The following is a 13,888-nucleotide window of genomic DNA, read 5'->3' as shown; positions in this document are numbered from 1 at the left end:
GGGGCCGTGGACGAAAACTGCTAAGGCGGCGGCAGCTGGAAGCGCGCGCCCAGACGGTAGCGGCTGCCGGGATGGACCAGCATCGCCACCGTCACGACACGCCCTCCAGCACCCGCTCCCCCACCGGCCCAGGTGCGGCGGGTGACGCGCAGGCAGGGCTCGGTGACGGGGATGTCGAGCAGGCGGGCGATCTCCGGCGTCGGCGACACCGCTTCGATGACATGCTCGACCCGCGGCGCGGCCTCCAGCCGGATCAGGTATTCGCCCGGCGTCTGGCGGGTGAAGTCCTGCTCCAGATAGTCGGGCGCCGCCGCCGGGTTGACCCAGCGCTCCTCAAGCTGCACCGGCACGTCGCTTTCGCTGTGAATGACGACGGAATGGAACAGCCGGGCGCCGGCCGGCAGGTTGAAACGGCGGGCCAAGCCGGCGTCGGCGGTGACCGCGAGCAAACGCTCTATCCGGCAGCCATGGCGGTTGCCGCGCTCGGCGATCTCGTCGGCGATGCTGCGCAGTTCCACCACGTCGGCGCTGGGCGGCCGTTCTGCGACGAAGGTGCCGAGCCCCTGGACGCGGGTCAGCAGCCCTTCCTCCGTCAGGTCGCGCAGCGCGCGGTGGACCGTCATGCGGCTGACCGAGAATTCCTCCAGCAGCCGGTGCTCGGACGGGATCTGGAAGCCCTCCGCCCAGTCGCCGGAGCTGATGCGGCGGCGGATGGTCTCCTTGATCTGGGCGTAGCGCGGCTGGGCGGTCGAGACGGCGTCGGTCATGGGGCCTCCCCCGAGATATCCGCCGCGATGCGCGGCGCACGGACGACGCCGCCATTGACCACCGCCATGCAGGGGTTGAGGCCGATGGCGTAGGCCAGCTCCGCCGGATGCGCGATGCGCCACAGCGCCAGATCGGCGCGCTTGCCCGGCCCGATCACGCCGCGGTCGTCGAGCCCCAGCGCCTTCGCCGCATGGCGGGTGACGCCGGCCAGCGCCTCCGCCGGGGTCAGGCGGAAGAAGGTGCAGCCCATCGACAGCATCAGCAGGAGCGACGTCACCGGCGAGGTGCCGGGGTTGTTGTCGGTGGACAGCGCCATCGGCACGCCATGGCGGCGCAGCAGCTCGATGGGCGGCAGCTTGGTCTCGCGCAGGGCGTAGAAGGCGCCGGGCAGCAGCACCGCGACGGTGCCGGCCCCGGCCATGGCGACGACGCCCTCCTCGTCCAGATGCTCGACATGGTCGGCGGACAGGCCGCCGAACTCCGCCACCAGCCGGGCGCCGCCGAGGTTGCTGAGCTGCTCGGCATGCAGCTTGACTGGCAGGCCGAGGCGCCGCGCCGTCTCGAACACCCGGCGGGTCTGGGCGACCGAGAAGCCGATCCCTTCGCAGAAGGCATCCACCGCATCGGCCAGCCCGGCTTCGGCCACCGCCGGCAGCGTCTCGGCGCACAGGCGGTCGATGTAGCCGTCGGCGTCGTTCCTGAATTCCGGCGGCAGGGCGTGGGCGCCGAGGAAGGTCGTCCGCACCTCCACCGGCCGCATCTGCCCCAGCCGGCGGGCGACGCAGAGCATGCGGGTTTCCGTCTCGGTGTCGAGGCCGTAGCCGGACTTCACCTCCAGCGTCGTCACCCCCTCGGCCAGCAGGCTGTCGAGCCGCGGCAGGGTGGCGGCCAGCAACTCGTCCTCGCTTGCCGCGCGGGTGGCGGCGACGGTGGACAGGATGCCGCCGCCGGCCCGCGCGATCTCCTCGTAGCTGGCGCCGTTCAGCCGCGCCTCGAACTCGCGGGCGCGGTTGCCGCCATAAACGATGTGGGTGTGGCAGTCGATCAGGCCGGGGGTCATCCAGCCGCCGCCGCCGGACCGGACCTCGGCAGCCAGGGTCTCCGGCGCGCCCGGCAGCTCGGCGCGGCGGCCGACGAAGGCGATGCAGCCGTCCTTGATGCCGACCGCCGCGTCGGCGATGGAGCCGTAGCCGTCCGCTCCGTCCGTGGCCGCCCCGTCCATCGTGGCAACGGACAGGTCGATCCACAGGCTATCCCAAGGCGCACTGGTCGGCATCGGTTCGGCTCCTTCCCACAAGGTCGTGCAGCAAACCCTCTTGGCAGCAGGTTGCCTATACTTGTATAGTGTTGTCTATAATAGCGAGGGCGCCCCCATGAGCAACCTGTTTTTTGCCGCGGCTCTGCTGCCGGACGGCTGGGCGGAGGATGTGCTGGTCGCCACGGACGGCCAAGGCCGAATCCTGTCGGTGACGGCCGGCGCCGCCTGCCCGGCGGAGGCCGACCGCTTCGCCGGGGCGGCGGTCGCCGGCATCGCCAACCTGCATTCCCACGCCCACCAGCGCGCCATCGCCGGCATGGGCGAATCGTCAGGTGACGGGGCCGACAGCTTCTGGAGCTGGCGCGACGCGATGTACCGCGCGCTCGACCGCATGGAGCCCGAGGATTTCGAGGCGGTGGCCGCACAGCTCTATGTGGAGACGCTGAAGGCCGGTTTCACCGCCGTCGCCGAGTTCCATTACCTGCACCACGACCGCGACGGCAGCGCCTATGCCGACCCGGCGGAGATGAGCCATCGCGCCGTCGCCGCGGCGCGGACGGCCGGTCTGCCGATCACGCTGCTGCCGGTGCTCTACAACGCGTCGGGCTTCGGCGGCACGCCGCCCAATGCCGGACAGCGGCGCTTCGTCCATGACGGGGCAGGGTTCGACCGGCTGACCGGCGCCTTGCGCGGCGCCTATGGCGAATCCTCCGACGTGCGGCTGGGCATCGCCCCCCATTCCCTGCGCGCCGTGCCGGACGAATTGCTGGGCGAGACCCTCGCCGCCCATCCGCAAGGCCCGATCCATATCCACATCGCCGAGCAGCGCCGGGAGGTGGAGGACTGCCTCGCCCACCACCGCCGCCGCCCGGTCGAGCATCTGCTGGAGACGCAGCCGGTCGATGGGCGCTGGTGCCTGATCCACGCCACCCACATGACGGATGCCGAGGTGGCGGGCGTCGCCGCCAGCGGCGCGGTCGCCGGCCTGTGCCTGACGACCGAAGCCAATCTGGGCGACGGCTACTTCGCCGCGGAGTCCTACATGGAACAGGGCGGGCGCTGGGGCATCGGATCGGACAGCCACATCTCGGTCAGCCCGGTGGAGGAGCTGCGCTGGCTGGAATATGGCATGCGCCTGACCAGCGGCCGGCGCACCGTGCTGGCCGGCGGCCCGCGCCGCTCGACCGCCCGCCGGCTGGTGGAGGCGGCCCAGGCCGGCGGGGCGCAGGCCACCGGCTTCGAGGCGGGCCGCATCACGCCGGGCTTGCGCGCCGACATCGCGGTCCTCGACACCGACCATCCGCTGCTGGCGGCACGCCGGGGCGACGCGCTGCTGGACAGCTGGATCTTCGCCGGCAATGCCGCCCTGGTGCGCGACGTGGTGATCGCCGGACGCGCCGTCGTCCGCGACCGCCGCCACCCGCGCGAGGACGAGATCGCCGAGCGCTTCAAAATAACCCTTGGGAGACTTCTGGGATGAGCGACGATACCAACTCTGCTGTGGCCACCCTGGTTCCGGGCGCGCTGTCGCTCGACACGCTGCGCAGCATCTACCGCGACCGTCCGGCCCTGGCGCTCGACCCGGCGGCCTATCCGCGGATGGAGCGGTCCCGCGCGCTGATCGACCGGATCGCCGGCGGCGACGAGCCGGTCTACGGCGTCAACACCGGCTTCGGCAAGCTGGCCCACACCCACATCGCGGCGAGCGATCTGGAAAAGCTGCAGCGCAACCTGATCCTGTCGCACGCCACCGGCGTCGGCACGCCGCTGGCCGACGGGGTGGTCCGGCTGATCCTGGTGATCAAGGCGGTGAGCCTCGCCGTCGGCGCGTCGGGCGTCCGGCCGGCGCTGGTCGATGCGCTGCTGAAGCTCTACGAGGCCGACGTGCTGCCGGTGGTGCCGGGCAAGGGCTCCGTCGGTGCGTCGGGCGATCTGGCGCCGCTGGCCCATCTGTGCGGCGTGCTGCTCGGCATCGGCCATGTCCGGGTGAAGGGCGAGACCCTGCCGGCGGAAGAGGGGCTGCGCATCGCCGGCTTGGCCGTCTTCGAGTTGAAGGCCAAGGAAGGGCTGGCGCTGATCAACGGCACCCAGGTGTCGACCGGGCTGGCGCTGGCCGGACTGTTCGAGATCGAGCGCACCTTCAAGGCGGCGCTGGTCGCCGGAGCCCTGGCGGTCGAGGCGGTCAAGGGCAGCCACCGCCCCTTCGACGCCCGCATCAGCGCGCTGCGCGGACAGCCCGGCCAGATCGCCGTCGCCGCCGCCTTCCGCGAGGCCCTGGCGGGCAGCGCCCTGAATGCCAGCCACCAGGGCCCCGACTGCCATCGGGTGCAGGACCCCTACAGCCTGCGCTGCCAGCCGCAGGTGATGGGCGCCGTGCTCGACCAGATGCGGCAGGCGGCGCGCACCCTGACCATCGAGGCGAACGGCGTCACCGACAACCCGCTGGTCCTGGTCGACACCGACGAGGTGCTGTCCGGCGGCAATTTCCATGCGGAGCCGGTGGCGATGGCCGCCGACCAGCTCGCCATCGCCGCGTCGGAGATCGGGGCGCTGTCGGAACGGCGCATCGCCATGCTGATCGACACCACCATCAGCGGCCTGCCGCCCTTCCTGGTGGCGGAACCGGGGCTGAATTCCGGCTTCATGATCGCCCATGTCACCGCGGCGGCGCTGGCGTCGGAGAACAAGAGCCTCGCCCACCCCGCCAGCGTCGACAGCCTGCCGACCTCCGCCAACCAGGAGGACCATGTCAGCATGGCGACCTTCGCGGCGCGCCGGCTGGGCGACATCGCGGGCAATGTCGCCGACATCGTCGGCATAGAGCTTTTGGCCGCGATTCAGGGGCTGGAGTTCCACCGGCCGCTGACCAGCTCGGCTCGGCTGGAGCAGGCCATCGCCACCATCCGCGCCGAGGTGCCGCGCTACGAGGTCGACCGTTACTTCGCCCCGGATCTGGCCGCCATCGGCGGGCTTGTCCGCAACGGCGCGCTCGACCATCTGATGCCGGTTGATTTGGAGACGGCACGATGACGGACGGTATCTTCGATCTGGTGCGGGGCGACGGGCCGCTGGTGGTCAGCATGCCCCATTGCGGCACCGCCCTTTCCCCCGGTCTGGCCGAACGGCTGACCGACGAGGCGCTGACCCTGCGCGACACCGACTGGCACATGCCCCGCCTGTACGGCTTCGCCGCCGGGATGGGGGCGACGCTGCTGAGCGCCCGCCATTCCCGCTATGTCGTCGACCTCAACCGGCCGTCGAGCGGCGAGAGCCTCTATCCCGGACAGGCGACCACCGGCCTGTGCCCCGACACCCTGTTCGACGGCACGCCGCTCTACCGCGAGGGGCAGGCGCCAGACGCTGCGGAAATCGCACAGCGGGTCGAGGGCTATTGGCGCCCCTATCACGAGGCGCTCGCGGCGGAGCTGGCACGGGTGAAAGCGCGGCACGGCTTCGCCCTGCTCTATGACGCCCATTCGATCCGCAGCCATGTGCCGCGCCTGTTCGAGGGACGGCTGCCCGACCTCAATCTCGGCTCCGCCCGCCGGACCAGCGCCGATCCCGGCCTGATCGCCGGCGTCGTCGCGGCGATGGACGGCGCAGCGGCGGCGGAGGGGCTGACCTGCGTCGCCGACGGCCGCTTCGTCGGCGGCCACATCACCCGTCATTACGGCCGGCCGGCGGAGAACATCCACGCTTTGCAGATGGAGCTGACGCAGGACCGCTACATGGACGAGGAGGCGCCGCCCTTCGCCTATCGTCCCGACCGGGCCGAGCGGCTGCAACGGGTGCTGGCGGCGGTGCTGGAGGCCTTCGCCGGCTGGCGTCCGTAAAGCCGCACGCCAGGGAGCCATGCAGCGGGGACAGGGAACCGTTCCCGCTGCCGCCGCGTTCCCCTGCGGCGCCCATGCTGGGGCGCGAGATGCAGGGGACCGGCGTTGAGCGACCTGATCGAACAGAACGGCATCGAGAATCCGGGCGGCGGCTTCGGCTATGGCGGCAATCCGGCACCAGCACTCCTCCGGCCCGCCCTGACCGCCGTCGATGCGCTGGATGCCCAGGTCCACGACATCGTCACCTGCGATCCCGGCCCGGTCAGCCGCGCACTGGCAACCGCGGGCCATTACGCCATAAAGCGGCACGTCCTGATCCCGGGCTTCGCGGTGGCCGGCATCGTCGGGCTGCTGTCCGGGAGTGCGGATCTGCGCCGCGCCGGCAGCGTCGGCGTGGCCGGGCTGGTGGCCACCGCCGCCGCCAGCCGCTCGATCAAGCGCTATGTCAAACGCCGCCGTCCGGACGAATGCGCCCCGCGCCGCAAACCGGGATGGCGCATCAGCGCGCGGTCCCTGCCGTCGGGCCATGCGGCGAGCGCCTTCGCCGCGGCGACCGCGCTCGCCACGGTCAGCCGGTCGCCGGCACAGAGCCTGATGATCTACGGCACCGCGGCGGCGCTGGCCGGCGGGCGGGTAACCAAGCACCGCCATTGGGCGTCCGACGTGCTGGCCGGTGCCCTGCTGGGAACGGCGATCACCCTGCTGGCGCGGCGCCTGCTGCCGCGCTGATCCGCTATTTCCTCGGCAGCGGCAAGACCGCCTGCGCCGGGGGCTTGTCGGCCCGGCCGGTCCCCGGATCGGATGAGGAACCGGCCAGACGCTTGGTCCGCTTGTTGCGCATGTCGGCCGCCTCGCCTGCCTTCAGCGGCACGAAGCCGTCGGGACGCATGGCATTGCCGACGATCTGCTTGAGCAGATCGATGTTGGTGGTCTGCACCCGCCGGCCGCGGCGGACCTGATCGAGGAATTTCGCCGACGGCGTCAGCACATAGTCGATGGCGTCGATGCGCTTGCCGACCTTGGTGTATTCCTTGTCGGCGACGTCGAGGATCCCCTCCTCCACCAGCGCATCGACGGCTGAGGTCACCACGCGCAGGGTGTCGCGGCGGCGCGACCACTCGTTCATGCCGCTGTTCTTGATGATCTCGTCGGCGCTGATCGACACCGGCCTCGCATCGTCCTCGGCCGTGTCGTATTCGATCGACAGGCGGTTGTAGAGCCAGCGCGACACCGGCGACTTCAGCTTCATCAGCCAGGCATAGGAGACCGGCTTGAATTCCAGGTCGCGGATCGCGGCGGAGACCAGCGGGTTGAATTCCAGATAGGTTTCCTCGACTCCGCCATCCTCGTCGACCAGATCGGGGCGCGAACGGATCGCCAGCACCGGAAAGGCTGTCGATTCCAGCAAATTCTGCCCGCGGTTCTTCTTCCCGGCCTCTGCACTGCCGCCGGTGGAGATGATGATGCGCGAGCGGGCCAGGATGGTCAGCGATTCGCGGATGTCCTGGATCGACAGGGTGTGGCTGACAGCCCGCAGCTCGCGCTGGATCTCGTAGAGGCTGAAGCGCATCTGCACCTTGTCGCGGTTCTCGCCGGTGAGCGACAGGCGCGAGCGGTCCATGGCGAGGCGACGGACCACCTGTTCCACCACCTGCTCGCGCTCCGACGGGAAGATCTCCACTTCGACCAGATCCGGGCCTGCGCCGGGAGCGCGGTCGTCCTTCTTCGCCGGCCCCAGCCGGTCGATGCGGGCGGGCTGCACGGTCAGGCGGTAGTTGCGGCCGCGGAAGGCGAACTCGCGCCGCACCGACTTTATGAAGCTGTCCTTGGTGACCAGTTCGCCCTTGTCCTTCGCCACCTTCTCCTTGTCATTGTCGCGGGAGACGAAGACGAAGCGCGGCGCCAGATCGTAGAGCGCGATCAGGTGTGATTGCGAACGGTCTTCCAGCTCGAACAGGATGAGCTGTGCGGCGCTGGTCGGGGCCATCTTGGACATGAACGTCTCCGGAAGTCGGGAGTAACCATGGCGCGCCGGGGCCACCGGCGCAACAGGACCGAAGGGAATTACCGCCTCAGGCGTGGAGCAACAGCCCGCGCCCATGGCGCAACAGCCCGCGGTGATGGAGCCGCAGCCCGCGATCATGGAGCCATAGCCCGCGATTGGCCGGAGGGGAGCTCCGCGCAGGGGAGCGGGCGCCGCGACTCCCTGAAGAATCGGGGAGAATCGGCACCGGCAGCCGGCCGGGGAACCGCGGGCCATCGCTCCATGGGGAAGCCCGGCCGGCTCGCTACCGCCGCCATACCGTCTTTGCGGCCGGCCAAGGCGGCGCGCCGGGGGAAACGCGGGCTAAAACTCCAGGAATGGCCGCTCAATGGCAGGCGGCAATCGCGGCCTACTGCTCCATGACCGCGGCCAAAGACGCCAGGATCCCGATTCGGGACGGCATCGCGGGCTGTCGCTCCATGGTCGCGGGCCGGGGCTTTACGGTCGCGGGCTATCGCTGACGGTGCGCGGGCTGATGCTCCATGGAGCCGGAGCCCGCGATTCGACTCTGCCGCGGACCGCTTCGAATCCTGCGCTCCAATCGCGACCGCCGATGGAGCGGAGGAGTATCGCCACAGATGACCGACCATACCGCAAACCCAAACCGCTGGGGCCGAATCCCGGCCTGGTGGCTCGACCACCCCGATCTCGACGCCGACGGCCTCGCCGTACTGGCCGCCCTCAGCACCTATGCCGACGAGGCCGGGATCTGCTGGCCGTCACAGGCGACGTTGGCCGACAAGCTGAAACGCAGCCGCCCGACCGTCAACCGGATCCTGGGACGGCTGGAGTCGCTGGGGCTGGTGACGATCGAGCATCGCCGCGCCACCAACGGCGGCCGGCTGAGCTGCCGCTACCGGCTCGTCCTGACCACACCGCAAGGGGCTGCGACGGGGGGTGCAGGGGCGGACATCCCCGCTGACTCAAGGGCGGACTCCCCCTGTCCGGCAGCGAGTCAGAAACAGCCTGAATCAGAACAGATTCCGGACACGCTCCACCTGCGGACGGGCAAGGCCCGATCCGGCGAAAGCGAGCAGGTCGCCCAAGACTGGGTGCCGTCCGCCGAGGATCGGCAGTGGGCGCAGGATCGCTTTCCAACCGTCGACGTCGACCGGCATGCCGAGCGCTTCGTGCAGCAATGCCGTGCCCACGGCTACCGCTACCGTGATGCGGCAGCGGCATGGCGGTCATGGCTGCTGCAGGATATGGCACGTGCCGGGCTGCAAAGCGGGAACGGCGCGGACCGCCGCGCGGCCGGTCCTGCGCCACGCCATGCCCCCCGCAGCCAATCCCGTCCGGCGGTGGATGCCGAACAACGCCTGTCGGCCTGGGCCAGCGTCGCGGCAAGGCTGAACGGACAGTCACCTGCCGGTGGTACAGCCGCCAACACAGCCGCCAACCCGTGGGGGGCGGCATGAGCAACCTGCACCCGTTCCCCGGATCGTCGTTCCCCGGATCCGCGGCCGGAGCGCCGGCCCCGAGCCTGCCGTTGCCCTTCGACCCGGCCATGCCGCCGGCTTTGCGCAGCCGGATGCTGCGCGAGGCGTTGCCGGAAGCGTTGCAACGGCTGCTCGACGGGGGGCAGGTCGGACGGCACAGCCGCTTCACCGATGACGGCTTTGCCGGCGTGGTGGAGGAGTGGACGCCGCCGGACGAGGTGACGCCGCGCCACGCCGCGCTTGCCCGCCGGGCATTGGCGGAGATCGACGACGGTATCCTGGCACCGGCACCGGCCAACCATCTGCTTGGCCGCGTGCTGGCCCTGCTGAGCCATTTCCCGGCCAAGGCGACGACGCCGGAGGTGGAGCAATTGCTCGCGATGGACTGGGCAGACGATCTGGGCGAGTTTCCGGCCTGGGCGATCGACCAGGCGGCGCGCATTTGGCGCCGCACCCGCAAATGGCGGCCGAGCATCGCCGAGATCCGTGCCCTGTGCGAGGAGGCCTGCACGGCAGAGCGTGGTCTGGCCGACCGGTTGCGCGCGATTGCAACCGCAGGCGACCGGACCGGCGATGGCGGAGCAGGGGCGGCTGCGGTACGCCCGGTGCTGGCGTCGGCGGTGCGCCGCATGCGATGATGGGGAATGTTCTGTCTTGCACCCGTCCATCCGTGACGGATGCGATACCCGGCGCCGGGGATATGAAGCTAAGACATGTCTTAGGTTTGCGCCACGGCCGCGCTTTGCTAAAAGACGCCGACAGCCTATGGCGGAAAGGGACAGGACGATGACCGACGAGACGGGACAGGAGCCCGGCAACAGGCTGCGGACCCGACAGGTGAAGCGCCTGCTGGTCAATGGCCCGAAGGGCGGGGTCGGCAAGACCACGCTCAGCCGCAACATCGCGGTCGCGGCGGCGCTCGACGGCTGCACGGTGGCGACACTCGATCTCGATCCGCAGCGCAGCCTGACCAAATGGTTCGCCAAGCGTCCGGACGGTATGGTGTCGATCACCCATTTCGAAGCGGGCATGAGTTCGTCCGACATCCGCGACGCGCTGAATGGCATCGACGGTTTCGACCTGCTGGTCATCGACACCCCGCCGTCGATCGAGGACCATCCGGAGGAGTTCAAGCTGCTGGCCCTGTCGTCGGACCTGATCGTGGTCCCGACCGGCCAGAGCGACGACGACCTGGATTCGGTCCGGCCCTGGATGCGCTTCGTCCGCCGCTACGGCAAGAACGCTGCCTTCGTCATGAACCGCGTCAAGCCGCGCACCCGGGGATTCACCGAAGCGCAGCGCAAGCTGTTGGGCGACGGCCGGATCTGCCCGGTCGAGGTCCCGGATTACGAGGACATCCAGTTCACCGCCGGGCGCGGGCTCGGCCTGCTGGAGCTGAAGGGCGGCAAGGGGTCCGAGCATGTCGCCGGAGTCTGGGCCTTTGTCCGTCACGAACTGGAGCTGGCGCAATGAGCGGGTTCAAGCAGGTTTCCAAGGCGCAGGCCCGCCGCCACATGGCGGTGGACGAACGCATCGAGCGCATGGCCGAGGCTCCCATCGACCTGCTGCGGCGCGAGGAGTTCGTGCAGGAGATCTCCACCCTGTGGCGCAGCGCGCAGGAGAAGTTCCTGCTGATCGGCCGCTATCTGGTCCAGGCCCGGGTGCGGCTGCCGCATGGCGAGTTCCAGGCGATGGTCGAGAACGAGCTGCCCTTCGGCTATCAGGTGGCCTACCAGCTGCGCATGGTGGCGGAGGCGGTCGACAGCGGCCGGCTGCCGGGAGCGAAGCTGCCGCCGAGCTATGCCACCGTCTATCAGCTCGCCACCCTGACCACCGAACAGCTGCGGCTGGCCGACCAGAGCAATCTGATCCGTCCCGACGTCACGCGGCCGGAAATCGTCCGCTTCAAGCGCGACCTGCGGAACAAGGCGATCGACCATGTCGGACGCCGGGAGGCACTGGAGGCGGAACGCGACCGGCTGCGCGAGCGTTTGGCCGTGATCGAGGCCGAGCTGGCGGTGCTTGACGGCGAGGAATGACGGGCCGGCGAGGACGGTGCCGCGTGCGATGCTCCAAGGCGGGAATGGGTGAGGCATGCTGGACCTGAAGTCGCTGGAAACCTTCATCTGGACCATGCGGCTGGGCGGTTTCCGCCGGGCGGCGGAGCGACTGAACACCACGCAACCGGCCATCTCCGCCCGCATCGCCCAATTGCAGGACGAACTGGGCGTCGTGCTGTTCGAGCGGGTCGGCCGGCGGGTCGCCCCGACGCCGCAGGCGATGGTCCTGCTGACCTATGCCGAGAAGATGATGGCGTTGCGGTCGGAGCTGCTGACCGCGGTGGCCGACCGCAGCGCCATCCGCGGGGTGATCCGGCTGGGGGTGGCCGAAACGGTGGTCCATACCTGGCTCAGCCGGCTGATCGAGCGGCTGAACGCGCTCTACCCCGCCGTGTCGCTGGAGATCGAGGTCGAAACCTCGCCCAGCCTGCGGGATGCGCTGGCCCGGCATGAGCTGGACGTCGCGGTGATGCTGGCCTCCTACACCGACGTCCGTTTCAAGGCGGTGCCGGTCGGCACCTATCCGCTTGGCTGGGTGGTCAGCCCATCCCTGGCGCTGCCGGAAGAGCCGGTGTCGCTGGCCGATCTGGCGGCTTGGCCGATCATCACATTTTCCCGCACCACCCAGCCCTATGGGGTGATCCGCGAAATGTTCTCCTCCCTCGGGCTGACGGTGCGGATGTTCGGCAACAGCTCGCTCGCCAGCGTCGTGCGCATGGCGGTCGATGCGGTAGGGGTCAGCGTCATCCCGACCGTCATCGTCCAGCGTGAACTGGCGGAGGGCCGGTTGCGGCAGGTCCGCTCGCAGGCGCCCTTGCCCGGCATGACCTTCTGCGCCGCCTATTCAGCCAATGCCGAGAACCACATGGCGTCGGTGGTCGCGGATCTGGCCGTCGCCGTCGCCGCCGAGTATGAGGCGACGACCGGGAACGAGGCCCCGGCGTGATGACCGGCGCTCGTGCATTAGCGGAGGATTGATAGCGGCCGTTTATCAATCCAGATCAAAACATACGATTGGACGACCCCAAGACTGTTCGTGTCATCATCCTGTCAGAGACGCACTCAACCAGCCGCAAAGGCAGGCGTCCCAAGCCACCAAGGCACTGAACAGAGGAGATTTCACGATGCGGTTCGCGGCAGCGAAAACCGAACCCACCCGCATGCCCACCCCCAAGGCCGCCACCCGTCGCCAGACGCTCAAGCGCATGCTTGCCGCGGCGGCCCTGCTGGCCACGACCGCCTTGACAGGCTTCGGCGCCGGCAGCGCCCGCGCCGAAGAGGAAATCCGCATCGGCGTGATCTATCCGCTGACCGGTGCCGCCGCCTCTACCGGCGTAGAGCTGAAGGCCGCGGCCGAACTGGCCGCCGCCATCATCAACAAGGAAATCCCGGCGCCGCCGGGCCTGGTCGCCGGCATCGGCCTGCCGCACCTGAACGGCGCGAAGATCAAGCTGATCTTCGGCGACCACCAGGGCAACCCGCAGGTCGGCGCCACCGAAGCGGAACGGCTGATCACCAGCGAGAAGGTCGTCGCGCTGACCGGCGCCTATTTCTCCAACGTCACCGCGACCGCCAGCCAGGTGGCCGAGCGCTACGGCGTGCCGTTCCTCAACGGCGAATCCTCGTCGGCCTCGCTGACCCAGCGCAAGTTCAAATGGTTCTTCCGCACCACGCCGCATGACGACCTGTTCGTCGGCAACTTCTTCACCTTCCTCGCCGACATGGAGAAGAAGACCGGCGACAAGCTGCGCAGCATCGCGCTGTTCAACGAGAACACGCTGTGGGGCAACGAGACGACCAAGCTGCAGGTGAAGCTGTCGGAAGAGCAGAAATTCACCATCGCCGAGAAGATCCTCTACCCGGCCAAGACGACGCAGATGACGTCCGAGGTGCAGCGGATCAAGGCCGCCGCTCCGGCGGTGATCATGCAGTCGAGCTATCTCGGCGACGCCATCCTGTCGATGAAGACCTACAAGGAGCTGGGCTTCCTGCCGAAGATGCTGCTGGCCAACGACGCCGGCTTCAACGACAGCGAGTTCCTGAAGACGATGGGCAAGGATGGCGAGTTCGTCATCAGCCGCGAGGTCTGGGCGCTCGACCAGGCGGAGCGCAACCCGCTGATCAAACAGGTCAACGACCTGATGCAGCAGCGCTCGGGCGTGAACTTCAACGGCAACTCGGCCCGCGCCTTCACCGGCATCGCCGTGCTGGCCGACGCGCTGGACCGCGCCGCCTCGACCAAGCCCGACGCGATCCGCGAGGCGCTGCAGAAGACCGACATCCCGGCCAGCGGCCTGATCATGCCGTGGAAGGGCGTCAAGTTCGACGCCAACGGCCAGAACGAGCTGGGCACGGGCATCATCGTCCAGGTCCAGGGCGGCCAGTATGTGACGGTGTGGCCGTTCGACGTGGCGACCAAGCCGGTCGTCTACCCGATGCCCGCCTGGGACGGCCGCTGAGCCCACGTTTCTCGCTGGGGCTTTGAC

Annotated in this window: 13 protein-coding genes; 10 read left to right on the top strand and 3 right to left on the bottom strand. The window is 69.4% G+C overall.

The window, feature by feature from the left end; genetic code table 11:
* Positions 1-20: 20 nt before the first annotated feature.
* Together hutC and hutI are read right to left on the bottom strand one after the other, a co-directional pair.
* Positions 21-767 carry a histidine utilization transcriptional repressor HutC gene (hutC, locus tag AL072_RS14620; RefSeq protein WP_045586094.1) on the bottom strand — a complete coding sequence of 249 codons (747 nt, stop codon included), beginning with the start codon at positions 765-767 and terminating at the stop codon, positions 21-23.
* The gene (gene hutI / locus AL072_RS14615; protein ID WP_045586093.1) at positions 764-2,044 is read right to left on the bottom strand and encodes an imidazolonepropionase; all 1,281 of its coding nucleotides are present in this window, start codon (positions 2,042-2,044) and stop codon (positions 764-766) included. Before hutI ends, hutC begins: the two co-directional genes overlap by 4 nt.
* 97 nt (positions 2,045-2,141) lie before the next feature.
* Here hutI and AL072_RS14610 point away from each other — a divergent pair, with 97 nt between their 5' ends.
* The 4 genes from AL072_RS14610 (at position 2,142) to AL072_RS14595 (ending at position 6,588) form a co-directional block, all read left to right on the top strand.
* Complete coding sequence (locus AL072_RS14610) at positions 2,142-3,506, top strand: formimidoylglutamate deiminase (protein WP_045586092.1); 1,365 nt, start codon at positions 2,142-2,144, stop codon at positions 3,504-3,506.
* Positions 3,503-5,056 (top strand): histidine ammonia-lyase, encoded by a 1,554-nt coding sequence (hutH, locus tag AL072_RS14605; RefSeq protein WP_045586091.1) that lies wholly within the window; start codon positions 3,503-3,505, stop codon positions 5,054-5,056. Before AL072_RS14610 ends, hutH begins: the two co-directional genes overlap by 4 nt.
* Complete coding sequence (gene hutG, locus AL072_RS14600) at positions 5,053-5,859, top strand: N-formylglutamate deformylase (RefSeq protein ID WP_045586090.1); 807 nt, start codon at positions 5,053-5,055, stop codon at positions 5,857-5,859. Before hutH ends, hutG begins: the two co-directional genes overlap by 4 nt.
* A 105-nt stretch (positions 5,860-5,964) precedes the next feature.
* Positions 5,965-6,588, top strand: a complete 624-nt coding sequence (locus AL072_RS14595) for a phosphatase PAP2 family protein (RefSeq protein ID WP_245636870.1) — start codon at positions 5,965-5,967, stop codon at positions 6,586-6,588.
* Positions 6,589-6,592: 4 nt separating this feature from the next.
* On the opposite strand, the gene AL072_RS14590 is transcribed toward AL072_RS14595, so the two are convergent.
* A complete protein-coding gene (locus tag AL072_RS14590) occupies positions 6,593-7,855 on the bottom strand; it encodes a hypothetical protein (protein WP_045586088.1) in 1,263 nt (420 codons plus the stop codon).
* Positions 7,856-8,481: 626 nt separating this feature from the next.
* Here AL072_RS14590 and AL072_RS14585 point away from each other — a divergent pair.
* The 6 genes from AL072_RS14585 to AL072_RS14560 all read left to right on the top strand — a co-directional run bounded on the left by AL072_RS14585 (position 8,482) and on the right by AL072_RS14560 (position 13,861).
* Positions 8,482-9,321 (top strand): helix-turn-helix domain-containing protein, encoded by an 840-nt coding sequence (locus AL072_RS14585; RefSeq protein ID WP_045586087.1) that lies wholly within the window; start codon positions 8,482-8,484, stop codon positions 9,319-9,321.
* A complete protein-coding gene (locus tag AL072_RS14580; RefSeq protein ID WP_045586086.1) occupies positions 9,318-9,980 on the top strand; it encodes a hypothetical protein in 663 nt (220 codons plus the stop codon). The genes AL072_RS14585 and AL072_RS14580 overlap by 4 nt, the downstream gene beginning before the upstream one ends.
* Before the next feature lie 148 nt (positions 9,981-10,128).
* On the top strand, positions 10,129-10,815 hold the full coding sequence (locus AL072_RS33460; RefSeq protein ID WP_052710479.1) for a ParA family protein: 687 nt from the start codon (positions 10,129-10,131) through the stop codon (positions 10,813-10,815).
* On the top strand, positions 10,812-11,381 hold the full coding sequence (locus AL072_RS14570; RefSeq protein WP_045586085.1) for a hypothetical protein: 570 nt from the start codon (positions 10,812-10,814) through the stop codon (positions 11,379-11,381). Before AL072_RS33460 ends, AL072_RS14570 begins: the two co-directional genes overlap by 4 nt.
* A 55-nt stretch (positions 11,382-11,436) precedes the next feature.
* Positions 11,437-12,348, top strand: a complete 912-nt coding sequence (locus AL072_RS14565; protein ID WP_045586084.1) for a LysR family transcriptional regulator — start codon at positions 11,437-11,439, stop codon at positions 12,346-12,348.
* 214 nt (positions 12,349-12,562) lie between these two features.
* Complete coding sequence (locus AL072_RS14560) at positions 12,563-13,861, top strand: ABC transporter substrate-binding protein (RefSeq protein WP_200909862.1); 1,299 nt, start codon at positions 12,563-12,565, stop codon at positions 13,859-13,861.
* The last annotated feature ends 27 nt before the right edge of the window (positions 13,862-13,888 follow it).

Origin of the sequence: Azospirillum thiophilum, assembly GCF_001305595.1 — a bacterium.
Lineage (GTDB): Bacteria > Pseudomonadota > Alphaproteobacteria > Azospirillales > Azospirillaceae > Azospirillum > Azospirillum thiophilum.
This window is presented reverse-complemented; position numbering and strand designations above follow the sequence as displayed.